This is a genomic window from Bifidobacterium sp. ESL0800, from assembly GCF_029395355.1.
Taxonomy (GTDB): Bacteria; Actinomycetota; Actinomycetes; order Actinomycetales; family Bifidobacteriaceae; genus Bifidobacterium.
Genome location: NZ_CP113913.1, coordinates 1,417,914 through 1,441,517 on the forward strand (window position 1 = coordinate 1,417,914; position 23,604 = coordinate 1,441,517).

Consider the following 23,604-nt stretch of genomic DNA (forward strand, 5'->3'; position numbering starts at 1 on the left):
CGGCAAATCCGATTGCTAATGCTGAAAACCAATCAATAGTACCGACCGAATAAATCGTTTGGAAACCACCAAACAAAGGAATCCATCATGAACTTCAACAAGCTTTACAAGACCGTTGCCAGCGGCACGCAAACCGGCACCGGTATCACCACCGAAACCCGCACCCGTGGCCACCACAATCCGAAATATGCCGACCTCGACGCGAACGGCACCCATGCCGTCATCGAGGCCAGCCACGTGGGCCAGCGCTTCACCTCCGAAAAAGGAGGCGAGACCACCGTCCTCGACGATATTTCCTTCAACCTGCACGAAGGCGAAATCGTCGCGATCCTCGGACGCAGCGGCGCCGGCAAATCGACATTCCTGCGGATTCTGGCCGGACTCATCCAGCCAACCAGCGGGCAGGTTTCATACCGAGGCAAGGCACTCAATGGCCCAAACCCTGGAGTTGCACTGGTCTTCCAGACCTTCGCGCTCATGCCGTGGCTCACCGTTGAAGACAATGTGGAGCTCGGGCTCGAGGCGCGCGGGGTGCCGCGCGAAGAACGCCACAAGCGCGCGCTGGCTGCCATCGATGCGATCGGCCTTGACGGCTTCGAATCCGCCTATCCGAAGGAGCTTTCCGGCGGGATGAAGCAGCGCATCGGCATCGCCCGCGCACTCGTGCTGCGCCCGGATGCCCTGTTCATGGATGAGCCGTTCAGCGCTCTGGACGTGCTCACCGCCGAAAACCTACGTCAGGAAGTGCTGAAGCTTTGGAACAGCAACCGCAGCGGCATCAAATCCATCCTCATCGTCACCCACAACATCGAGGAGGCGGTGCAGATGGCCGACCGAGTGGTCGTTCTGGGTTCACACCCCGGTCACCTCATCGCGCAGGTTCCGGTCAATCTGCCGCGCCCGCGCGACAAGCACTCCCCCGAATTCGAGGCGATGGTCGACAAGCTCTACACCATCCTGACCGGTCAGGAGTCGCAGCGCAGCCGTGCCAATGCGGTAAACGACAATGCCGAAAACACGGAGGCGGGTACGGCGGTCAAATCTGGTACCACGGAGAAATCCTCGTCAGACGGCTACGGCTACGACACCACCGATTCCGGCCATGTCAAAGGTTCACAAGAAGCAAAACGTTCAGACAACCTCACACAAGGCGACGGCACCGCCCAAACCGGAGGTGCGAACGATACAGACGTCCAGACCAGCGCACTGGGCCGCCATAGCACCACGACAAAACGCGACGGCGACAACGCTACCAACGGTTATGACACCATCGCGCCGGCACCGGACGTAGACGGCTCACACGGACAGGCCAACAAGCACGACCACGCCGGAGGCCTATCGCAGCATGATACCAGCAGCGGCAACGGCAAGAACGGCAATGCCAATGCCAATGGCACCGACGACAGCGGGAGCATGAGCAGCGACAGCCGCACAGACCGTAACCGACACGACGATTCCAATGATGCCGACAACGCGCAAGCGAAAGCCAACGCAAAACTGACAGCTCACGAAAATGTCGTCAAGACGAAAAAGAACGGTGCACCGGATGAGCTGCTCCCGAACGCCACTCCCGGCGGCCTTGCAGGCCTGCTTGACGTCGTCTCGAATTATGAGGGTGGCGTGGATCTGGCAGACCTCGCGGCCGACCTTTCCTTCGAGGTGGATGACCTCTTCCCGCTCATCGACGCTGGCACGATGCTCGGCCTGCTGACCGTCAGCCGCGGCCATTGCACTGTCACCCGCGACGGTGATCGTTGGTGCCACGCCGACGTACTCGAAGCCAAGAAGCTCTTCGCCCAGCTGATCATGGACCATGCGCCGCTGGTACGCACCATCGACTGGGCGCTGCGCAACCATCCAGACAAGGGCCTGCGCGGCGAGCTCATCCTCGACCTTTTGCGCAGCCAGCACACCGACGAGGAAGCGCAACAGCAGTTCGATATCGCGGTGACCTGGGGCCGTTACGGCGAGCTCTTCGACTACGACGCCGACGACGACCAGCTCACCCTCGACGACGCCAACCGGTGAGCCAAGCCGATCCGCCGATTCAGTGCGTTGAAAAGCAGATGCTTGCTACGCGCTCTCTGCTTTTCAACGCAACCCAGCCGACGATGCGATGAAAATCAGCATGATCAGCCGATTTCCGTGATTTTGCTCGCATGATCAATTGAAGTTGCGAGCAAAATCAGCATTCCAAGCCTATTTCCGTGATTTTCATCGCATCAACAGCACCGCGCACACCGATGAGCCGGCGGCCAGCCACCATCCGCATCATTGCCAACCGCTCATGAACGCATTGCCCGGCACACGGAACGCCAGTTGGCGCAAAATCTTATTGTCCACTCCCAACGCAGCGGCATAAATCAGGTACTGGCCCCACAGCGAGAGGTCCTCGACGCCGCGCGCCGAAAAATCGCTGAAGTCGTTCATGTATTCCACCAATCCTACCAATCGGATCGCGGCAAGCCGGCCGTTTGGGCTCAGCTCGACATAGCGCATCAGCGTCACCACCATAAACGCCAGGAACACCGCAGGCAGCCCCAGCGCGAGCGCGACCTTCTGATACCCCATATCCCAGATTTGCAGCAGGATATAGTAGCCGAGACCTACGAAACAGGCGATTGCCACCAACACGCCCACAGCGACACGTGAGAACTGAGTCAGCCTCAGCCCCATATATTCCTCATTGGCCGCACTCGTAAAGCCCCATTGAAGCTCCGGGCCTTCGTCCCACACCTGTTGTGCATCGTTGAACCGGTTGATCACATCGGCTTCGGCGGGATCGGTGTCGTGCGCATGGCGCGGGCCGTCACCCTCCATCCGGTTCCAGCTTTGGGTGGAGTTACGCAGCTGGTTCAAGTCGAAGGTACGTGAGCCCTGCCACGCGGCGAACGCCTGCAGGTACTCGAGCAACGCCAGTTCGGATTCGCACAGCCGCGGGGACGCGGCAGAAGTCTCGCCACCGTCCCGCGAGCCTTTCGTACCTTGCGAGTTTTGCGTGCCCTGCGAACCTTGCGAACCTTGCGCATCCTGCGAGTCTTGCGTACTTTGCGTACCCTGCGAGCCTTGCGCACTTTGCGCATCCGGCGCACCTTGCGTACCCTGCGCACCTTGCAGCCCCAGTGTGCCCTGCCCGTTCTTCGTATGTTGCGCACCTTGCGCCGCCGCCAAAAGCCGTACCGTAACCGTCCGTCCGTCGGCGGGCTTGGCGATACCGCCGAAGATGACGGCCAGACGCGGATGCCGGCGAATATACCTGCCGAGGGCGGTGCGCCACAGCAGATGGCTGAGCCATATACCGATACGGCTTGTCGGCGCGATTCGGTGCGGGGACGGGCCATGGCCATCCCCGTCTTCACGGCTTTGCCGGTCTTCATTCTTCCGGCCCGCTTCGGCACAGGCCTGTATCCGCTCGACGTCCGCGGTCTGCAGGTCGATGCCTTCGTACCACGAAGCCGCGCCTGGATAGAGCGCCACCACTTTCTTGTCGGCCAACGACAGCAAGGTGGAGAGCATCGCCCGTGTCTCGCGGCTCGAGGCTGCGACCATCGAGGAGCCGGGCGGCTGGACCTCGTCGATGAACCGCGCGGCGCAGGCCGGACTCATCGACGGGATGTCTGGGCAATAGGGAATGTCACCGCTGACACTGGTCCGTCGGTTGGTGATGACAATCATGATGCCGCCGAAGACCAGGAACGCCAGTAATATCACCGCAAACGCGAATGCCAGTGAATGCCAATCGGAAGACGAATCCTGGTCGGTCTTTCCGGCATCGGTCTCGGCCTCATTATCGTCATCGTTATCAGCCTCGGAATCATCCTTCCGATCCGTGTCCTCGGCACTGCCCTTGTCCCGGAATTTTCCTTTGGTCCCATCCCATACGGCGTCGTGCGCGACCTGCCCCATGCCGGAAGCATCGAATATGGCGGCGAATTCCGTCGACGAAGCCGCGGAGACGTCGTAAGCGTCAAAATCAAACCGTCTGGCACCGTCGCGTTTCACCGATTTCCGGCCGGGAAAGCCCACAAAGCCTTTCGGCGTGCCCTTGGTACCTTTGGGAAGCGTCAGCCGCATATGCATGTGCTTGGCCGGGCCGGTATCCGTGTTGCCGTACGTGTCGTAGCGGAAGTACGCATGGTTGCCGCAACGGGTGACGACATCCTTCAACGTCATGGAAACGTCGTATTTGAGGCTTTCGGCCGATTTCACCGGTGGAATCGCCCAAGTCAGGGTGACCATATCCATCTTCCGCGCGTTCTTTGCATCCGTTGCCGTCAACGGGGCAGCGCCGGAACTCGTGGCGGGGGCATAATCCTTGATATCTTTGCCCACCATGGTATCCGCCGTCCACATACCGGGCTGGAATTTCTTCTTGTCGGATGCGTTGGACCACTGATACTGCCAATCCTGCGGCACATGGCGGTAGACCTGTCCGGTCGCGGCATCGCGGACACTCACGTCGGTCACCGCGCCCAGTTGGGCCCCAGGGAACCGATAGAACGTCGGCTCGTCAGTCAGGTCGATCCACGTAAGGAGATCATCCCACTCAAGTGCCCGATTATTGGCCCACTCCTCGGCGAGCTTCACATCGAAATGCTCGTTCAGCCGCACGTCGCCATTGGGCTGCACCGCCATGTCATAATCCACGGAATTATAGGAGATCCTGGGCTTGGCATCGAAGTCGTGCGACTGGTCGATCACCATTGCGCTGCTGCCGAACGAGCTGTCGGGACGGGTAGCGCAGCCGGGGTTCTTCTCCACCCACGTGGTCTTGTAGGACTCCTCCGCTTTGGTTTCGGCGTCGGCCACACTGTCGGAATACGGAATGATCATGCACAGCGCGACCACCAGCGTGCAAACCAGGCAGAAGGGAATCTGCCGAATAATGCGTCTGAAATTAAGACTATGACCCACAGCTATCACCTTCCACCGAAACTGCCACCGCCCGAGCCACCTCCGGAACCACCGAAGCTACCACCGCCTCCACCACCGAAGCCGCCCCCTCCGCTGAAACTGCTCATACTGGCAAAGCCAGAGCTTAACTGACCGCCAAGGTCGGCAAAATTGCCGAGGTCGAAGTTTGAAGACGAATAGCCCTGCACGTCGTGGCTCGCAGAGTAGAGCGGCCAGTAAAGCAGACTGCCTGAAGCGTTGGTATCAAGCCAATTGTCATCGGTCATCTGTGGCCAGACTTTGGTCATGCCCTTGGCCAGTTTGTCGCTGATGCCAAAGGCAGTGGCGTAGATGAGATATTGATCCCAAAGCGCCAGGTCCTGTGGCTCGCTCTCCTTGAAATCACCGAAATCAAGGAGATATTTACACAACCCCAGCAACTGGCCGGCAAGCAGATTGCCTTTCTTGCTGAGCATGACTTTCTGCAACAGTGATATTTCGACAATCAACACGAACACCACGGGCAGGAAGATCTTGAGCATCCTGGCAATATCGCCGTGCAAATACAGCGCTTCTGCTCCAAACAGTTTGGCCGCAGTAAGAGGATCGCTCATAAACATCATGTAGAGGTAGCCAAAGCCAAGCACACCGGCCACCAGCAGGATGCCCTCAAATACCGTATACACCGTCGATGCCTTAGTCAGCTTCATGGCACGGTATTCGGCCTCCACCCTGAGCACGAAGTTCGACTCGCGGCTGGCGCCTTCCGACCAATTCGAGAGCCTGTCGTGGACATCCTTGAAATCGAAGACGTCGGAACCGAGCCGTTCACCCATCGCTTGTAAGAGCTCCATCAGCGCAATCTCCGGCCCGGTGAGCGTGCTCACAATCGGATCTTCTAGAATTTGAGCACCTTTGGTGGCTTTTGGAACCTTTGTCAACAACACGATGGTAGTCGTTTTGCGTCCACCAAAACCAGTGGTCTTTGCGACGGTGTCGACCAAACCGCCCTTTTCCTTGCCGATTCTTTCATACAACGGTTCTTTGGCACTCGGGGCATTGCTGTGCCGGCCGTAAGGCTTGGCGGCCGCGCTAGACGATTGCCCGTCGAATTCACCGGCTGCGCCACGTTTCATGCAATCGCCGATTTCCTTGTCAGTGACGTGTGCCCAGTCGATTCCGGCGTACCACTGGGATTCGCCTGGATAGATGCCGATGGCCTTTTTGCTTTGCAACGAGAGCATGGCGGCGGCAAGCTGACGCGAGTCGAGCTTCGAATCACCTTGAGTCCCTTGCATCTCGTCAAGGAATTGAGCTGCCGCCGTCGCGCTGATTTTCGGAATATCACGATAATACTCGACTGGCCCGTGGTAGCTGCCCTTGCGGTTGGTATACGCCACGAACACCGCGCCGATAGCCATGGCGACGAGTTCCAAGATGACGAACGGCAGATAGATATTCCAATGTCGACGGGCGGGCCGTTGAAGGTTGGGGCTGGAAGACTTTTGCTCGTCACGCTCCTGATCGATCACCTTTTGCTTGTGTTTGCCTGCGATGCGATGCCGCACCTGTCCCATGACCGAAGACGGGAACATCGTCACCAAATCGACATGTCTGCCCGGCACAACCTCAAAGGCATGCGCCGAAAGAGTGCCGTCGGGATTCGGATATACCGAACCTCTACCAACGTAATGCATCCATTCATTGGTGTCGTTTTGCTTGACCCCATCAGGGAAGGCGACGGTGGCATCGAAATTGCGTACCGGTGTTCCGTTGGTATCGCCCATAGGTTCCCATTTGAGGTAAGCCACGTCGTCGTAGACCTGCACCGCGTCCTTGAACGTCATATCAACATCGAATTTCAGCGAACTTGCGTAATCGGTAGATGGTATATTCCAGCCAATTTCGATGGTATCGTCGCCACCTACCTGCACGTTCGTTGCCGCACTAGGCTGAGCACCCGTCGTTGCGGCCGAAGACCCAGCCGCGCCAGACGATTGATCATACTGGTCAGCCTTCATTGTGGCCGGAAGGTAAGGCGTGTGCCCGGTGCCGTTCTTGCCGCCCACGTCTTCGGCGTACCACTGATTGGCATGGTTCGCATCCCAGTTGGGATCGGTGATGTCGCCGCTGGTGCCGTGCGCATACTCCTGCCCGTTGCTTGTGTTTTTCACGGACACGTCGACGATGTCGCTTAAAGGACCCTTCGCCTTATCGGTGCGGTTGAGCGTATAACGTTGGTAGAGCTGACGCCACGGCTTGGCCTTACCATCCTTGTCTTCACGTGTCTGAAGCTCCATATCGATGTGCTCGGTAAGGTGCAAGTCTCCGTTTGGCAGCACCTTCACGTCGTCTTCGAGCGAGTTATAGACCAGGTCGGCATTCATTTTTTTCAAATCCGACTCGTAAGGATTATAGGGCCGAACGTGCGAACCGCATGCCACCACTCCGAGGCCGATCATCGTCGTCAGTATCAATGCCGCAAGCAATACTTTGGCAATTCGCTTGAGATTCAGGCTTTTCCCGCTCATATGTCTTGGCTCTTTTCTCTCAATTCGATTCCTTCAATATTGCTTCCTACCGTCCACCGAAGCTGCCGCCGCCGGCTCCGCCACCGGAACCTCCGAAGCCGCCACCGCCGCCGAGCGACGCACCCAAGCTGCCGAAACCGGAACTCAGCTGCGCGCCCAGATCGGCGAAACCGCCGCTGGCGCCAAAGCCCGAAGCGGCGGAGGGCGAGACGCCGGTCCACGCCGAACCGCAATACGTCCAGTAGAGCAGCGAGCCCTGGGCGTTCTCGTCAAGCCAGGCCGCGTCGGCGAGCGCCGGCTGCACCTCGGCCATCTTGCGCACCAGCTCCCCGCTGATGCCCAGCGCGGTGGCGTAGATCAGGTATTGGTCCCAGAGCGCCAAGTTCTGCGGGCCGCGAGAGGAGAAATCGCTGAAATCCTCCATATACTTGCGCAAGCCAAGCACCGGGCCCGCCGCCTTGCGCCCGTCGGTACTCAACGTTTCATTGGGCATCAGCGACAGGAACAGAATGGCGATGAACGTTGCCGCCGACGCAGCAATGAGCGCCAAGTCGGGCAGCCCCACCCGGTAGAGATGCCAAAGGTAAAGGCCCGCAATCAGCGCGGCCACCACGAGCAGCGCGCAGACCTTGAATATCGTCTCGCCTTGCGAATGCGCCAGCGTGAAGTGCTTGAATTCCTCGTCCGCCTCGGTTCTGAACGCTTGGTAGAGATCACCACCTGCAGTCCACTTACGACTCTTTTTGTGCAGTTGCTTCAGATCGAAGACGTGCGAATCGATATGATCGGCGAAGGATTTGAGCAGCTTGAGCAGCGCTTGTTCAGAAAAAGTCAGATCCAGCTTGTCGTGACGCTGGGAATCGGGCAAAATATCGCCGTGAATCTGGTAGGCCAACGGCAAAATCACGATCGTGTTGGTCTTTACTCCGAGCGACGAAGCGTTGCCCCGCACACGCTGCGCGACCTGGGAGGAGTCGGCCTGTGCAAGGTCGAGCCCTTCGTACCATTCGGCCTTGCCCGGGTAGATGGCGATGAGTTTCTTGCGCGTCAGGGAAAGCATCGCGGCCGCCATCTGACGGGAAGCCAGTCGCCGGACGTACTTCGTACCGACGACGCGGCTGCCGAATCTGGATGACGGCGAACCTTCCAGAATGTCCATCAGATGGGCGGCGGCCACCGGCGTGATCTGCGGAATGTCGCGGTAATAATCCACCTCACCCCGGTACGATGCTTCAGGCGCGATGCGGATGAACTTGTTCATCAGATAGCCCAGCGCGGCCAGCGCCACCGCAACGGAGACCACCAGCCAGATGAGATTGGCCGCGCTGACCACCGCCGCCTTCAATCGTTCGGTCTTCTCGTGGCTGACGACCGCCTGCGCATGATCGCCGGATTGCGTGTGCCGCACCTTACCCATCGACGAAGCCGGCGATATCGACACCAGATCGACGTGCCGGCGGGCCCCGACGTGACGCGCGTTGAACTCGATGGTGCGGCTGCCGTGGGCCGATATATCGCCGTTGCCTGCAAAATGCAGCCACTGCTGAGGCAGGTTTACCGACGATATGTCCGTCTTGCCGGACTGAGATCCATCGGATTTGGCCCGGCCTTTGGGCAGCGTCACCCGTGCGTGCAGATTGTCGACCGGCACGCTGTTGTCGTCGCCCACCGGCTCCCACTTGAAGTAGGCCACGTCGTCGTAGCGCGTGACCACATCCTTGAAGGTCATGGCGATGTCGAATTTCATGCTGTCTGCGGTATAGGTCGCCGGGATGTTCCAGCCGATCTCGATGGTATCGCCTGATTCGCCCGTGGCGCAGGTGCCGTCGTCATCGCGCGTATCGGCAGCGGCGTGGACACGCGGTTTGATTGAGGATTGGACTCGGGATTGGGAACGGGCTTCGATTGGAGCCACGAGTCGGCCTGCACGGGGACGGACCCGCTGTACGTAGCTTGAGGGGTTGTTTGAATTACCGGAATTATTGCCGCCTTGCCCTGGAACACTGGGATCATTGGAATTCAGCTGGGGGCCAACCACGCCTCCATAGGAACCATCGAACATGCCGTTGTCAATCGGACGGTCGTCATCCGTTTTCTTGCTAGGCCCGGCGGCCCCGGCGGGCTTGTAGCGCACGGAGGAGCCGCACGAGACGTTGACCGCATACCAGGTCCGGGCGAATTCACTGTCCCACCCGTCGTCAGGCAGGTATTTGAGATCGGAGTCGTCGGCCAGATCGCCGGTCGCATACTCCTCGCCGGTTCTGGCGTCCTTCACCGATACGTCCGTGATGGCGCTCAATTGCTTGGAATCGAGCTTGTAGCGCTGAAAGAGCTGATGCCACGGGGCTTTGTCGCCATCGCTGTCACGCCGTTTGCCCAGCTTCACATCCACATGCTCGACCACACGCAGGTCGCCGTTGGGACGCACCGTCATGTCGTAATCGAGTGACCGATAGCTCATGGTGCCATCGCCGGAAGGCGCCAGTACCAACACCACCAAAGCCGTGACCACCGCCGCGAGAATCACCGACGAGACGATGGCCCGCAGCCTCACCGACCAGTCTTTGTCCCCCTTCATAACCTCTTCTTCTTCCATCTGCGTTTCCAGTTATACAGCCAGCTCAGCGGCCGCCGAAGCTGCCGCCGCCCGAGCCGCCGCCGGAACCACCGAAGCTGCCACCGCCGCTGAAACCACCACCGGAACCACCATCGGAGTCGCTGAAGGAGTCGGCGAACGTGGACTGGAGGGTGTCGAAGCCGGAGGCGATCTGCGAGCCGAAATCGCCCAAACCACCGAAGCTGTCAACACCGGAAAGCGCCTGCCCCGCGTCGGCGCCTGCCGCCCCATTGCCGTCGCCCACGCCGTCGACCGACGGGTAGTACGACCAGTAGAGCAGCGAATCACCGGCGTTGCCGTCCAGCCAGGACGAGTCGGTGAGGTTCGGGAACACCTGCGCCATTCGCTTGGTGACTTTCCCGCTGATTCCGAAAGCCGTGGCATAGACGAGATATTGGTCCCAAAGCGCCAGGTCGGGTACGTCGCGCTCGGAAAAGTCGCTGAAGTCCTCCATATACCGGCGCAGGCCGAGCAATTGCGTGCCCGTCTGCCTGCCCGCCGGCGTCAAGACCTTGAATTTCAACAGCCTGAAGAGGAATGCGAATACGAAAATCACCGGCACGCCGAGGATAAGCGACAGCCCCCACTGGCCGTGGAACTGGTCGCAGACGGCCCCGTAATCGTCCGTTCCGGAACCCAATTCGCTGAAAGCGAGGCCGTCGATGATCAGAGATTCCAAAGCCCCGACGACAACCAGCACCGCGGCCGCAACGTAAGAGAACACGAAGTGCTTGGAGTACTCGCCACTCGCGTATTCGGTGTCGACGCTGGTAAAGAACCTGTCCTGCGCCTTCGCGCCCTTCTCCCAATCGCCGAGCCGATCGTTGACCTGGCTTAAGTCGAAGGTCGGGGAACCAAGCTTGGTGGAAATGTCCATGAGCATGGTCAACAGGCTTTTCTCCGACTTCGAAAGTTTCCGTCCTTTGCCGGCAGCTCTGGACGATTTCGGCAGTACCGCGATGGTGACGGTGTCCGCCTTTTTGCCTCTGCCGAGCGCCTGGTCAAGGCATGTGCCGGCCTGCTTGCTGACGTCGGCGGCCGGGGCGGCGAGGTCGAGCCCCGAATACCAATCCGCCTTGCCCGGATACACCGCAATACGTTTCTTGCTCGCCAGCTCAAGCAGCGTGGACGCCGTCTGCCGCGACGCCAGGCTGGCGTCACCGACGTCATCCGGCATGAGATCATCCATCAGGTCGGCGGCGACGCCGGGCGTGATAGACGGGATGTCGCGCACATAATCCACGTCTCCGCGTATCCAAGCCTTCCTGTTGCTGGCGATGACCGCGGCGATACCCACCGCAAGAGCGAGAATCACGGGAAGCGCGATGTACTTCAGCAGCACAAAGCGAGTGTCGCCGCTGTTTTTGACGGAGTTCATCCGCTCATATTCCATCCACGAGACCACGTCCTCCTTCGCGGCCCTGTGGACGCGGTAGCGGACCTGGCCCATACCGTGATGGCCGAACATGGAGACCAAGTCGATATGATTCCTGGCGGGAACGTGCTCGGCACTCATCTCGATGCTGCGCTGCCCCGCTCGCCTGATGGTGCCCTTGCCGGGATAATCCATCCACTGACGCATCGTGCCGGCTTTCGTGCCCTGCGGCAGAGAAACCTTGGCATGAAAACGCCCGATGGGGACGCCGTTGTCGTCGGCGACCGGCTCCCACTTCATATAGGCCACGTCGTTGTAGACCTTGACGACGTCCTTGAACGTCATCGTCACGTCGAATTTCATGCTTTCGGCCGACGTGGTGGTCGGAATGTTCCAGCCGATTTCGATGACGTCGCGCGCCGCACCCATTTCCGAAGGCTTTGTGCCGGGATACCAGTCGCGCGAAGAATATTTCGTATCGGAACCTGCGTCCGAATCTGTGCCTGAATCCGTGGTATCTGAATCCGCGTTTGTATCCGTGTTCTTGTCGCCTCCGGCCTGCGTCTGCTGCCGGCTCTGCGTCTGCCCCTGCAGAATCTGCTGCCTTTGCTGCCTCTTCGCCATGTCGTCCTGCTGCTTCTTGACGTCGTATTTGGCCGAGCTCATGGCCGCGGGCCGGTAATCCACGCCGGGCTTGTCGTCATCCACATTCGCATCAGGCCCCAGATTGCGCGCGTACCAAGTCCCGGCCTGCGTCGCGTCCCAGCGTGAGCTGTGCAGGGCGTTGGGAGAATCCGCGTCGCCATGGCGATAGGTCTGGCCCGTGGTCACGTTTTTGACCGAGACGTCGGTGATGGCGCTGAGCGTGTCCTCGTCGTCCTCGATCTCATCCGCCGCTTTTCCCGGGGCGTCAGCCAAGCGGTAACGCTGGAACAGTTCACGCCACGGTTTGGCGCCGTTGTCGCCCCCCTTGCGTTTGCCCAGCTTGACGTCGATATGCTGGGTGATACGCAAATCGCCATTTGACATCACCACAGCATCGTCATCGAGCGAATTGTAGCTCATCTGGTTGCCGCTGCCGCTGCCCTGCCAGGCGCAGAACCCGTAGAAGCCGACGACGACCACAACCACCACCAGGGCCACCAGAGCCGCTTTGCCGAGCCGTTTGAGGCTGTAGACCTCGCCCATCACCACGCGCCTTCCCACGATTTCATGTTGCGTATCAGAACCATCGCTTCACCGGCAACCTCAGAACTTGACCTGCGGCACCGCCTTGTCGGATTCGGCGACCTGGAAATACTGGGCCTGGCTGAAGTGGAACATGCCGGCGATCACGTTGGAAGGGAACGTCTGGACGGCCGTGTTGAGCTTCTGCACCACATCGTTGTAGAACTGACGGGCGTAGGCGATCTTCTGCTCCAAATCGGAGAGTTGGTCCTGCAGCTGCAGGAAGTTCTGGTTGGCCTTGAGGTCGGGATACGCCTCGGCGGTGGCTTGCAGGGCCATCAAAGCGTTGCTCAAAGCCGACTCGGCCTGGGCACGATCGGCGGTGGTCGCAGAAGAACTGCTGGCCGCCTTGACGGCTTCAGCGCGTGCCTCGGTCACCTTCTGGAAAACCTGCGATTCGTGGGTCGCATACCCCTTGACGGTCTCGACCAGATTCGGCACCAGATCCGTGCGCCGCTTGAGCTGCACATCAATCTGCGAGAACCCGTTCTGCACGCGGTTGCGCAACGCGACCAGATGGTTATAGGACACAATGCCCCACACCAAAAGAATGATGACGATGGCCAACACGACCAGCAATACAATTATCCCTGCGCTCATATCTTCTCCGTTCTCTGACGAACATGTTCAGCTGACGTCGCTTCATTCTCGACATTCGGCTTCACCACCGGACAGCTTCTCTCACTCATGATACAAGGACCCTGGCTCTTGAAAGGCAGGGAGGCCCAGCACCTTGCCAAACGCACTGATACAATGCTCAACGAGAGCAGATAACAGCCTTATCATCTTGAGGGCATGAAAGAGACGGCCAACATTGCGTCAATGGAAGAAGCGGTCGGAAGACACGCAAATACCAGTATCGGACGAGAATCTATCCATCGACGACACCTCATCCCAACTCGATTCGACGCACTCCGGCCAAATACCCACCGAAAGCAACGTCGATGACAAAGACGAAGACAACCGAGTTGAGCGCGAAAGCAAGCCGTGGTTGGACCAAAGTGACAACAGACACGGCAAAACCGGCAATAACGGGATCCACGAAGATGCCGAAAACGAGGATGAAAACAGCGATGGCGACGGCAACGAAGACAATCAGAAAGACGATACCGGATATAACGTCGCCGATGGCGATGAAGACGATACCGCAGAAGGCGACGACAGCGATGACGCGGACGATATCGACGACGATGAAGAAGACAGTGACGAAGACGAAGACGAAGACGACGATGACGACGACACGGATGACGAAGACGACGATGACGACGACAGCAAAGAAAGCAGCGACAAACCCAAGTCGAAAATCGCGAGCGCTTGCGCCTTCCTCTTTGTCATAGTGCTTATTGCCGCACCGTTCGTCCTTCCGCACCTCGGCGGCCATTCCGCCTCGTCGTCCTCGGCTTCAGACGACAAGGCATTCGAAGAGAGCGTGAGAAAATCCCATATCCTCAACAAGGCGAACGACACGTTCACCGCGGATATCCAGAAGCCACAAGACCAACTCGGTAACGCACTCTATATCATCACCCAAAGCAGCGGCATGAACGGCCCAGCCGACACCATCGAGCAGGACGATCTCGACGATCTCAAGGCCGCCACGGCCACGGTGGCCAATTCGGGAAGCAAATTCACCAAAACGCAGGCCTACCGCGATTACGGCAATATCCGCAAGGCCTACCAGGCATACCAAGCCAAAAATAAGAAGTACGTCAACGTACTCAACAACTTCAGCGATTCGGTGGTCGGCTACACCGCCACCATCAAAACCTGCCAAGAGGACGCGCAAAAATACACAAACCTCAACGATGACCCCGATTCCGTCAATACCATACAGACCATCATCACCAACTGCGAGACCTCCGCGCAAAGCGTCACCGCGTCCAAAGACCCGTTCATCAAAGCCTACGCAAACGCGTCCCTCAAACGCATGGGCAAAGCGCAAAAACTGCTCGAGCAAATCAAAGCTCTCGGCTCACGTGACGAGATTATGAACAATCCTGAAAAATCGCAGAAATACTGGGCCATAGAAGACAAAATCAGGATTTATCTCTACGAGACCAAAGAATACGGAGACGGCAATCCCGTCTACAAAGAACTGGACGACGCGAAGCCGAGCAAGGAAATGAAAGACCTGTACACGACGATATACACCATCAAATAAGCTGCCCCGCCCGTTTTCCATCGCTAATCGGTAGCCACTCAGTAAGTTGCGTTGAAAAGCACGTTTTCGGGGCCTTTTCATGCTTTTGAACGCATCGACGCTAGCTACTGCGTTGAAAAGCAGAAAAGTGAGGCCAACAATCAGCTTTTCAACGCATCATACGCACGCATCATACGCTCAGAAACACAAAAGTGCTCAGTCACCCGAGTATGGTGACTGAGCACTTTGCCCGCATTGCTACCCTCGTCCAAACATCAAGTCGGAAGAAGGCACAATGCCTCAGCGCTTTTGACTACTTGCGATGCGCGCGATAGAAACGGATGAGGCTCTGGGTGGAGGCGTCCTGCGCCGCCAGCGCCTCGTCGTCCTGCGAGATCGCAGGAGTGATCTGGCGGGCAAGCTGCTTGCCGAGCTCGACGCCCCACTGGTCGAAGGAGTCGATGCCCCAGACCGTGCCCTCGGTGAAGGTGATGTGCTCATAAAGCGCGATCAGCTCGCCCAGCGAGAACGGGGTCAACGCATCGCCGAAGATCGAGGTGGTCGGACGGTTGCCGCTGAAAACGCGGGCCGGCACGATGGCTTCAGGCGTGCCCTCGGCGCGCACCTCGTCGGCGGTCTTGCCGAAAGCGAGCGCCTTGGTCTGCGCCAGATAGTTGCCCAGGAAGAGCTCGTGCACATCCTGGTCGCCGTCCTTCGCCGGGTTCGGGGTGTTGGCGAAGGCGATGAAGTCGGCGGGGATGAGCTGCGTGCCCTGGTGGATCAGCTGGTAGAAGGCGTGCTGGCCGTTGGTGCCGGGCTCGCCCCAGAAGACCTCACCGGTGTCGCAGGTCACCGGGGTGCCGTCCCAGCGCACGGACTTGCCGTTGGATTCCATCGTGAGCTGCTGCAGATAGGCCGGGAAGCGATGCAGGTACTGGTCGTAGGGCAGCACGGCATGGGTGGCCGCGTGGAAGAAGTTGCGGTACCAGACGTTCAACATGCCCATCAGCGCAATGACGTTCTTCTCGATCGGGGTGTTGGCGAAGTACTCATCCATCTCGTGGAAGCCGGCGAGGAATTCCTCGAAGCGCTTCGGTCCGCAGACGATGGCGATGGAGGTGCCGACCGCGGAATCCACGGAATAGCGGCCGCCGACCCAGTTCCAGAAGCCGAAGGCGTTGGTCGGGTCGATGCCGAACTCCTCGACGCCCTTCAGGTTGGTGGAGACTGCGATGAAGTGCTTGCGGATGGCTTCGGCGCGCTTGGCGTCGCTGCCGTCGATGGCGCCGGAGGCCTTGAGGCCGTTCAAGAGCCAGGTGCGGGCCTCGCGAGCGTTGGTGAGCGTCTCGAGGGTGGTGAAGGTCTTGGAGACGACGATGAACATCGTGGTCTCGGGGTCGAGGTCCTTCGTCTTCTCGGTGATGTCGTTGGGGTCGATGTTGGAGACGTAACGGGCGGAAATGCCGGCGTCTGCGTAGGGCTTGAGGGCCTCGTAGACCATGACCGGGCCCAGGTCGGAGCCGCCGATGCCGATGTTGACGACAGTCTCGATCTTCTTGCCGGTCACGCCGCGCCATTCGCCGCTGCGTACCTTGTCGGCGAACGCGTAGATGCGGTCGAGCACCTCGTGCACGTCCTTGACCACGTCCTGGCCGTCGACGATGTACTTGCCTTCGTCCGAAACCGGTCGGCGCAGCGCGGTGTGCAGCACGGCGCGGTCCTCGGTGTTGTTGATATGGACGCCGGAATACATGGCCTTGCGGCGATCCTCGAGGTGCACGGCCTTGGCAAGGTTAGCGAAGAGCTGCAGGGTCTCGGGCTTGATGAGGTCCTTGGAGAGGTCGAAGTGCAGATCGCCGGCATCGAAGCTCAGCTCTTCAACGCGGTTGGGTTCGTCGGCAAACCACTTCTTGAGGTCGATGCCTTCGCTCTGTAGTTCGTCAAAATGCTTTTGCAGCGCCGCCCACTCCGGGGTCTTGGTGGCGTCGATAGGAGGATTGATGGCCATATTATTAAGGTCCTTTCATCACGTGCCGCGGGGGCTTCATGGCTTTGTCGTTGCTTATCCGAAAATGCCGTTTCCCCGCTTGCTACATAGCACCAAGTTACTCACAAAAGCGGACACAACAGCACAAAAAGCGTCGTGCCGATAAACCCTGTTGCACGACCGATTTCAAACTCAATCAACAACTTTTCAAGCGTAATAAAAATCCACGTTCCACGAGGCACCATCTACCGAATGAGAGGTAAACAGACGTATATCGACACCGCTAAAATTCAGGCGCCCACCAAGACACGGCCGCTGACCAACCGATTAAGGCTCACCTTTTCCTCAGCAGCTTCAAGCACCAGTTCACGGTGCTGCTCCGGAGTGACCCGCACGACGAACCTTCCGGAATAGTGACGGTCCGCGATGGGATCAGGCACCTTCTCACCATTGGCTTGCATATCGGCCACTGTTTCCGCCGTCATATCAAGGATGCCCTGAAACGCTTCAATCTGGCTGGAAGACAGCCATGAAAGACTCGGAAACTCTGCGACCGTGCCCACGAATTCGCCATCTTCCGGACTCCAACTGACTCGATATGTGTAATGATGAATATCGCTCATTTTTTTCCTAACGTATGGTCATCGACCATTTTATCTATGGCCTTCAGGATCTGACGAACTTGGTACGCCTTCGCCTTGCCATGCTCGTTTTGGATATTTACCCTCGGATTACCCGGCCAAGTCGTCTTGTAGAGGCAATGGATCGTGGAACGCTGGCAAGGTCGGCCGAAATAGGCCTCGCACACCTTCTGCAAATCTTCATAGCGCACGCCTTTCGGGCTGCTGCGCATCTTCCCGACCAGCTTCCCTATATCTCCCATTGCACCATAGTATCACTATTGACACTATAGTGCAAGATCGCATCGGAAGTGATCAGAAGCCTTATGCTGCAACCTTTGACACGATCGGATCCCGAACAGACAACCGCTTTCGCTCAAGACCTGCTCCTGACACGTCAGTCGGCCTTCTCCCCACAGGACCGACCGACCATCGCCGGCTTCATCGCCAGCGTCATCATCCCGCTCGAACTAGCGACCACCAACTTCAAACGCCGTCAGTTCCCAAGGAACAGAATCCATCTACGATCCAGACAAAGCAGCTGTCCACAATCGCAACGAATCCGATTTTCGCCATACCGCAATCCGTCTACGCCAAATTGACCAAGCGCAACAAGGGCTGACGGACGAAACGGTCGAAGAGACAGATGATGACGACAAGCGCCAAGGCGACGACAATGGCCGTCAGGAACCACGCCACCTCCCAGAAAGCAGAGTGTAATACAGAACCTGCGAGCGCGGCTGCGGCTACATGTTTCAGGGGGATAGCCGTGAAATACGTCTGGACGATTTCCATGATGCTGTAACCCAACGCCTGAGCGATATAAAAGCCCAGAATCCCCGACGCCAGCGCCTCGAGTGCAGCCTTAGTCTTTCCAGCCGGAGGCGCTGCAGCGGACCCAGCAGTTTGCATCTCGGCGGCAGATCTCACATTTCCGTTCCGTGGCAAGGAAACGCCCTCGTCATTGGTACCCTTACGGACACGCCCGCCGCAAACCGCGATCATCAACGAAGAGAGCGCCAAAAGGAACGAAATCACCGAAGTCGATTTGAACGACAGCGCCGACAGCAGGCCATAATCGTCACGCGCGACGAACACCGCCGAAAGCACCATCGCCAGAACCGCCACACCCACGATCACCGCGAGCCAAAAACGCCTGGTCAGCCACGCCGGTTCTCGCTTTGAAGTCTTGCCCGAAACCTCGCCCGCCGCAACATTCCTGCGCGACCGCCGGATCACACTGCCCAATACCCCGGCAATGATGAAGGAGGCAAGATAGCTCACCGCACCGATCTGCTTACGCCAATTCATAGCGGAGAGCTGGCCGAAATCCCCTCGTGCGCCCAGTGCGACGTAAGCGTTCAGCACGTATAGCTCCACCAGCGCAATCCCCACCAAGCCAGCCTGCCAACGTTTCCGGCAACGCCCGGCCACCCAGCCGATGACCGGCGCGAGCGCGATGAAGAACATATACAGCCAGATGAATTCGAGGTTGTAGGTGACCCACCACATGGTTCCGGCATCGCTGACCGGCATGATCCAGCGGTTCACGGCCATGAATATCACGGCGTAGAACACTACCGCGGCAACCACTTTCAATATGCGGTGAGCGGTCGAACGAAGCTGGCCAGCCCAGTAATGAGGCTCACGCGAGCGTTCGGCGGCCTTCGGGACAAGGAAGAATCCCGAAATCATAAAGAACACATGGTTGCCCCACGCCCCCAGCAATTCGAGAACGGCCACAGCCCATACCAGCGGACGGGTCGAGGCCAGAACCGCGAGCGCCGGGATGAGTGCCCCGGAACGGCTCGCCATCGCCGCAGCCTGAGGGCCCAGAGCCACTATCTGCCCATACGTGGGCAGAAACGCGTGGAAGACGGCGATGCCGCCGATGGCCAAAAGCCGTAGCAGTTCAACAGAGAACATACGACGGCGGGACGGCGCCCGGCGGACAGAAGAACCGGCAGGAGCGGAAGGACTAGAGGATGTCGTCACAGCCAACCCGCTCAAGATAGGCGACCAGATCCTTGACCTCCTGGCTACGGGCGCGCGGCGCGACGAGCAGCGCGTCGGGGGTGTCGGCGATGACCATATCGTTGACGCCGAGCAGCGCGATGGTGCGTTCGGTCAGCGGCATCACCACGTCGCCGGCGCTGTCGAGGCTGACGACCTTGTCACCGTCGCCCAGGATCTTGATGTTGCGGGTGCCGGTACTGGGCAGAAGCGCCGCCACGGAATTGAAGTCGCCGATGTCGTCCCAGCCGAAGTCGCCTGGAACCATCGCCACGCCGCCGGCCACGCTCAACGGCTCGGCCACCGCGTAATCGAACGCGATTTTCTCGATGCCCGGCCAGTAGGTCGCCATCGCCTCATCGATGGCATCGTTGTCGATAGCGGCCTCATTGCCGGCATCAGCGTCGTTACCGCCGTCGACGTCAGCGGCACCACCGGAATCGTCGTCATTGTCGTCATCGCCGCCAATAGCTCCAATCACATCCGCATGATCTCCGTCTTCGCCGTTATCACCATTTCCGGTCTCGATTGCCGTACGCTTCGCCGCAGCGATTTCGGCCTCGGAGGCGGCCTCATCACTATCAGCATCGCTATCGACGGCCATATAGGCATCGGCGATATGCGAAATCGCGTCATACATATCGGGCTTATATTCGCGCAAATGCTCAAGCAACACGTCGGCACGCATCACGAACATGCCGGCGTTCCAGCGATATTCACCGGTGGAAAGGTAGGCCTGAGCCGTGGCCGAATCCGGTTTCTCGACAAAACGCTCCACCAGACGCGCGCTTGGCGCCTCGGGAATTTCACCGGCCAGCGACCGGCCTTGATGGATATAGCCGAACGCCGTCGACGGCCGCGAGGCGGCAATGCCGATCGTGGTCACATACCCGGCACGCGCAGCCGCCACGGCCTGCCGCACCGCCTCGGCGAACGCCTCCTTGCCTCGAATGACATGATCGGCCGCGAACGACCCGACGACGATCTTCTCTCCATGCCGCCTAGCCAGAATAGCCGTGGCCAGCGCGATAGCCGCCGTCGAATCCCGCGGCACCGGCTCGGCAAAAACGTTGGATTCCTTGAGCTCCGGCAGCTGCGCCTCGACCGCGGCGACGTGCCTCCAGCCCGTGCTCACCACGATGCGGTCGGAGCCGGCAAGCCGCGCGAGCCGGTCGAACGTGGACTGAATGAGCGTGCGTCCGCTGCCCATCAAATCGTAAAGGAACTTCGGCCTGGCCCCTCGGCTCAGCGGCCAAAGACGCGAGCCGGTGCCCCCGGCCGGGATGATGGCGTAAAAATCTTCAAAACCTTTGCTTGGCGTCGATACCGCCGGCTTTTCATTTTCCAAGTTGCCCATCCCTTTTCGCGCGATTCCCAGCCTGCCTGCTCCTTATATCTTCTTATATATTGTCGCGCGGGCCTTTGTCATTGCCGGCTTCGCTCATGTCTTTCAACGTCACATCGCCCTGATTCCCCGCAATTCCATAGTTTCCACGGCCAAATTCCCTCGCAATTTCACGATTGCATGGTAAAAACAAGCCCTAAAAACCAAGTCAGCCCAACGAGACACGGCCGAACGCGACGCTTGTGGACAAAATACACAGTACCCGGTATTATTATTGTTTTGTGCGCGAGTGGTGCATACCGCTCGGGCAATTGCCGCTTTAGCTCAGTTGGTAGAGCGTCTCACTCGTAATGAGAAGGTCGACAGTTCGATTCTGTCAAGCGGCTCTCTTTTTCGCTTCGTTTCTTGGCAGTATCATCTTATTCATTTACGCCTCATTGCGATGTTGCCGATGAATTTCAACGATATTTTTGCGCCGTCATCACCCAAAACCCATGAGAAAAGCACCGAATCATCCGCGGACCAGTGCTTTTCTCACAGATTTTACGCTCACTTGCTCGCTGTGGCGATGGCCTTACGCTCGGTGTCGGCGTTCGGCAGGAAGAACGAGGCGGCGAGGCCGATGAGCGCGAAGACGACCATGAGGATGAAGCCCCAGTTGTAGCCGATGGCTTGGGCTGCGGCCTTGCCGGCAGAGGCCTGAGACGTCGCGGCAAGCGAGATGACCAGCATCGCGAGCGCCGTACCGAGCGACCCGCCGACCTGACGCACCGTGGACGAGGCGGCATTGGCATGGGCGGTGAGGCGGGCGGCGCTCAGGTTGATGCCGGCGGTGAACGTGGTCATCATCGTGCATGAAATGCCGACCATGCGCAGCGCATAGCACAGGCCGATAAGCCACAGGCTGGTTTTCGCGCTGAACCAGAGCATCGGCACCGAACCGAGCAAGAGCATCAGGAAGCCGAAAAGCGAGAGCTTCTTGATGCCGAGCTTGTCGTACAGCGTGCCGGAAATCGGGTTGCAGACCACCATCACCAAGGCGCCGGGCATCATCACCAAGCCGCTCGTGAGCGCCGATTCGCCGCGTGTGGTCTGCAGGTAGAGCGGCAGCACCAGTTCGACGCCGACCATGGCGATGTTCGAGATGGTGCTCAAGAGCGTGCACAGGTTGAAGCGGGCGTTGCCGAAGACGTGGAGGTCGAGCAGCGGCGTGGAAAGCCTGAACTGGCGGACGCAGAAGAGCGTCATGATAATCACGCCGACGACGAACAGCACCGCAAGCAGCAACGTGATGCGCCCGGTGTTGCCGACCTCGGAAAGCGCATAAAGAATAAGGCCAAAGCCGAAGATGGACTCTGCGAAGGAGATGACGTCGGTGGTGCTGTGGTGCGGCGAGGTGACGTTACGTACCAGCGGGACGGCGAGAATCGCGGTGACGGCGCTGGCGAGCGCGAGGATGACGAACAGCGTTTTCCAACCCGAGACCTTGAGAATCAGGCCGGAAATCGTGGGGCCGACCGCCGGGCCGAAACCGATGACCAGGCCGGTGATGCCCATGGCCATGCCGCGTTTTTCGGGCGGGAACATCATGAGGATGACGTTCTGGATGAACGGCATGAGTCCGCCGGCGGCAATCGCCTCGATAATGCGGCCCGCGAGCAGCACCCAGAAGTTCGGCGCGAAAATGCAGATCACCGAGCCGACAAGGAAAACGGCCATCAAGGTCACGAACGTGGTGCGCAGGTTGAAGGACTCGAACACCCACGCCGACATCGGAATCATCAGCCCGACCACCAGCAGGTAGGCGGTCGTCAGCCATTGCGCCGTGGCCTGGCCGACGGCGAACGCGCCCATAATCGTCGGCAGCGCGTTGTTCAGAAACGTCTCGGCCATCAACGCCGTGAACGACCCCAGCAGCAGCACCGCCATCATCAGCCCGCGCTGACGCGGAGTAATCGACGCTACGGTGCCTTCACTCCCAGCTGACTTCGGCTGTGCAGATCGCACGTTGCTCTCCCGCCCCGATTCGGATGGTATGGATTGCTCAGATACCGGCCGCGCACCCAAAGCGTTGCGCTCCCCGTCTTTGCGCTTTTGCGATTGTTGATTTGTCATTGCCAACCTTTCCTAATTTATAGCAAGCTACAGTTTTGATATATAAAGATACCTTTTTAACGAGTACCATCACACTTATTCCGCAAAATTCGCGACGACTCGTTTGAGAGCGCCGACCAACCTCTTCTGCTCGGCCTGCGACAAACCGTCGGTAATACGCGCGTTGATCTGCCCCATCACGGCGTGGATATCGTCAATATGAGCGTCCATCAGCCGCTGCCCCGCGGCAGTGAGCTCGAGCAGAATCTGCCGGCGGTCGCTTTCCAGCTGCGAAGTCTCGATAAGCCCGGCACTCTCGAGCCGTTTGACGATACCCCGAATCGTGGGATGGCTCAGCACGAAGCGGTCGGCGATCTCACGCTGGGTGACGCAGCGCCCGCGAGCGTCGTGCAGATAGACCATCAGGGTGATCTGCGGCCCGGTGAGGCTGTATCCCTCGAACATCGAAGCGACACGGTTGTTGAGTTCCTTTTCGATCAGGGTATTCGCCACCTTGATCAGCGGGCCCAAGCCATCGACACCGGCTGCCTCAACACCCGTATTTTCCATATCCATAGCCTGCTACACTAATCCCCTCTCATGACTTACCGCAAACCTTCCAATTATGGCAGAGCCTTTTGCATTGAGGTCACTAAAACTATATTTGGTCAAATCTATGAACATTAATCATTTTGCCGCATAGCCATTGTTATCAATGTGAGGAATCAATCATTTTTAATTACTATTTTCCGATATTCACAG

The 23,604-nt window shown here is 58.8% G+C and carries 14 protein-coding genes and 1 tRNA gene; 3 read left to right on the forward strand and 12 right to left on the reverse strand.

Annotated elements, in window-relative coordinates; all coding sequences use genetic code 11:
- The first annotated feature begins 87 nt into the window (after nucleotides 1-87).
- Nucleotides 88-2,028 carry an ABC transporter ATP-binding protein gene (locus tag OZX75_RS05585; protein WP_277145681.1) on the forward strand — a complete coding sequence of 647 codons (1,941 nt, stop codon included), beginning with the start codon at nucleotides 88-90 and terminating at the stop codon, nucleotides 2,026-2,028.
- A gap of 243 nt (nucleotides 2,029-2,271) precedes the next feature.
- Here OZX75_RS05585 and OZX75_RS05590 read toward each other — a convergent pair whose 3' ends face one another.
- Genes OZX75_RS05590 through OZX75_RS05610 form a run of 5 tightly spaced genes read right to left on the reverse strand, consistent with a single transcriptional unit; the run spans nucleotide 2,272 to nucleotide 13,243 of the window.
- Entirely contained in the window at nucleotides 2,272-4,914 is a 2,643-nt protein-coding gene (locus tag OZX75_RS05590) for a DUF2207 family protein (protein WP_277145682.1), read from the reverse strand.
- A 5-nt stretch (nucleotides 4,915-4,919) separates the two neighbouring features.
- Nucleotides 4,920-7,424 carry a DUF2207 family protein gene (locus OZX75_RS05595; RefSeq protein ID WP_277145683.1) on the reverse strand — a complete coding sequence of 835 codons (2,505 nt, stop codon included), beginning with the start codon at nucleotides 7,422-7,424 and terminating at the stop codon, nucleotides 4,920-4,922.
- Nucleotides 7,425-7,470: 46 nt separating this feature from the next.
- Nucleotides 7,471-10,002 (reverse strand): DUF2207 domain-containing protein, encoded by a 2,532-nt coding sequence (locus OZX75_RS05600; protein WP_277145684.1) that lies wholly within the window; start codon nucleotides 10,000-10,002, stop codon nucleotides 7,471-7,473.
- 43 nt (nucleotides 10,003-10,045) lie between these two features.
- Nucleotides 10,046-12,622, reverse strand: a complete 2,577-nt coding sequence (locus OZX75_RS05605; RefSeq protein ID WP_277145685.1) for a DUF2207 domain-containing protein — start codon at nucleotides 12,620-12,622, stop codon at nucleotides 10,046-10,048.
- A gap of 42 nt (nucleotides 12,623-12,664) precedes the next feature.
- The gene (locus OZX75_RS05610) at nucleotides 12,665-13,243 is read right to left on the reverse strand and encodes a LemA family protein (RefSeq protein WP_277145686.1); all 579 of its coding nucleotides are present in this window, start codon (nucleotides 13,241-13,243) and stop codon (nucleotides 12,665-12,667) included.
- Nucleotides 13,244-13,457: 214 nt separating this feature from the next.
- Here OZX75_RS05610 and OZX75_RS05615 point away from each other — a divergent pair, with 214 nt between their 5' ends.
- Nucleotides 13,458-14,804, forward strand: a complete 1,347-nt coding sequence (locus OZX75_RS05615) for a hypothetical protein (protein WP_277145687.1) — start codon at nucleotides 13,458-13,460, stop codon at nucleotides 14,802-14,804.
- Nucleotides 14,805-15,096: 292 nt separating this feature from the next.
- On the opposite strand, the gene pgi is transcribed toward OZX75_RS05615, so the two are convergent.
- The 5 genes from pgi to OZX75_RS05640 all read right to left on the reverse strand — a co-directional run bounded on the left by pgi (nucleotide 15,097) and on the right by OZX75_RS05640 (nucleotide 20,751).
- Complete coding sequence (gene pgi, locus OZX75_RS05620) at nucleotides 15,097-16,791, reverse strand: glucose-6-phosphate isomerase (RefSeq protein ID WP_277145688.1); 1,695 nt, start codon at nucleotides 16,789-16,791, stop codon at nucleotides 15,097-15,099.
- Between the two features lie 269 nt (nucleotides 16,792-17,060).
- Nucleotides 17,061-17,393 carry a type II toxin-antitoxin system HicB family antitoxin gene (locus tag OZX75_RS05625; protein WP_277145689.1) on the reverse strand — a complete coding sequence of 111 codons (333 nt, stop codon included), beginning with the start codon at nucleotides 17,391-17,393 and terminating at the stop codon, nucleotides 17,061-17,063.
- Nucleotides 17,390-17,653, reverse strand: coding sequence for a hypothetical protein (locus OZX75_RS05630; protein WP_277145690.1), 264 nt, complete (start codon nucleotides 17,651-17,653; stop codon nucleotides 17,390-17,392). The genes OZX75_RS05625 and OZX75_RS05630 overlap by 4 nt, the downstream gene beginning before the upstream one ends.
- A 325-nt stretch (nucleotides 17,654-17,978) precedes the next feature.
- Complete coding sequence (locus tag OZX75_RS05635; protein ID WP_277145691.1) at nucleotides 17,979-19,385, reverse strand: acyltransferase family protein; 1,407 nt, start codon at nucleotides 19,383-19,385, stop codon at nucleotides 17,979-17,981.
- A complete protein-coding gene (locus tag OZX75_RS05640; protein WP_277145692.1) occupies nucleotides 19,369-20,751 on the reverse strand; it encodes a mannose-1-phosphate guanylyltransferase in 1,383 nt (460 codons plus the stop codon). Before OZX75_RS05640 ends, OZX75_RS05635 begins: the two co-directional genes overlap by 17 nt.
- A 310-nt stretch (nucleotides 20,752-21,061) precedes the next feature.
- On the opposite strand from OZX75_RS05640, the gene OZX75_RS05645 reads away from it, so the two are divergent.
- A tRNA-Thr gene (locus OZX75_RS05645) sits at nucleotides 21,062-21,134 on the forward strand.
- A 163-nt stretch (nucleotides 21,135-21,297) separates the two neighbouring features.
- Here the strand turns inward: OZX75_RS05645 and OZX75_RS05650 are convergent.
- Together OZX75_RS05650 and OZX75_RS05655 are read right to left on the reverse strand one after the other, a co-directional pair.
- Nucleotides 21,298-22,863: an MDR family MFS transporter gene (locus OZX75_RS05650; protein WP_277145693.1), complete on the reverse strand. Its 1,566-nt coding sequence runs from the start codon at nucleotides 22,861-22,863 to the stop codon at nucleotides 21,298-21,300.
- 75 nt (nucleotides 22,864-22,938) lie between these two features.
- Nucleotides 22,939-23,418, reverse strand: a complete 480-nt coding sequence (locus tag OZX75_RS05655; protein ID WP_277145694.1) for a MarR family winged helix-turn-helix transcriptional regulator — start codon at nucleotides 23,416-23,418, stop codon at nucleotides 22,939-22,941.
- Nucleotides 23,419-23,604 lie beyond the last annotated feature (186 nt).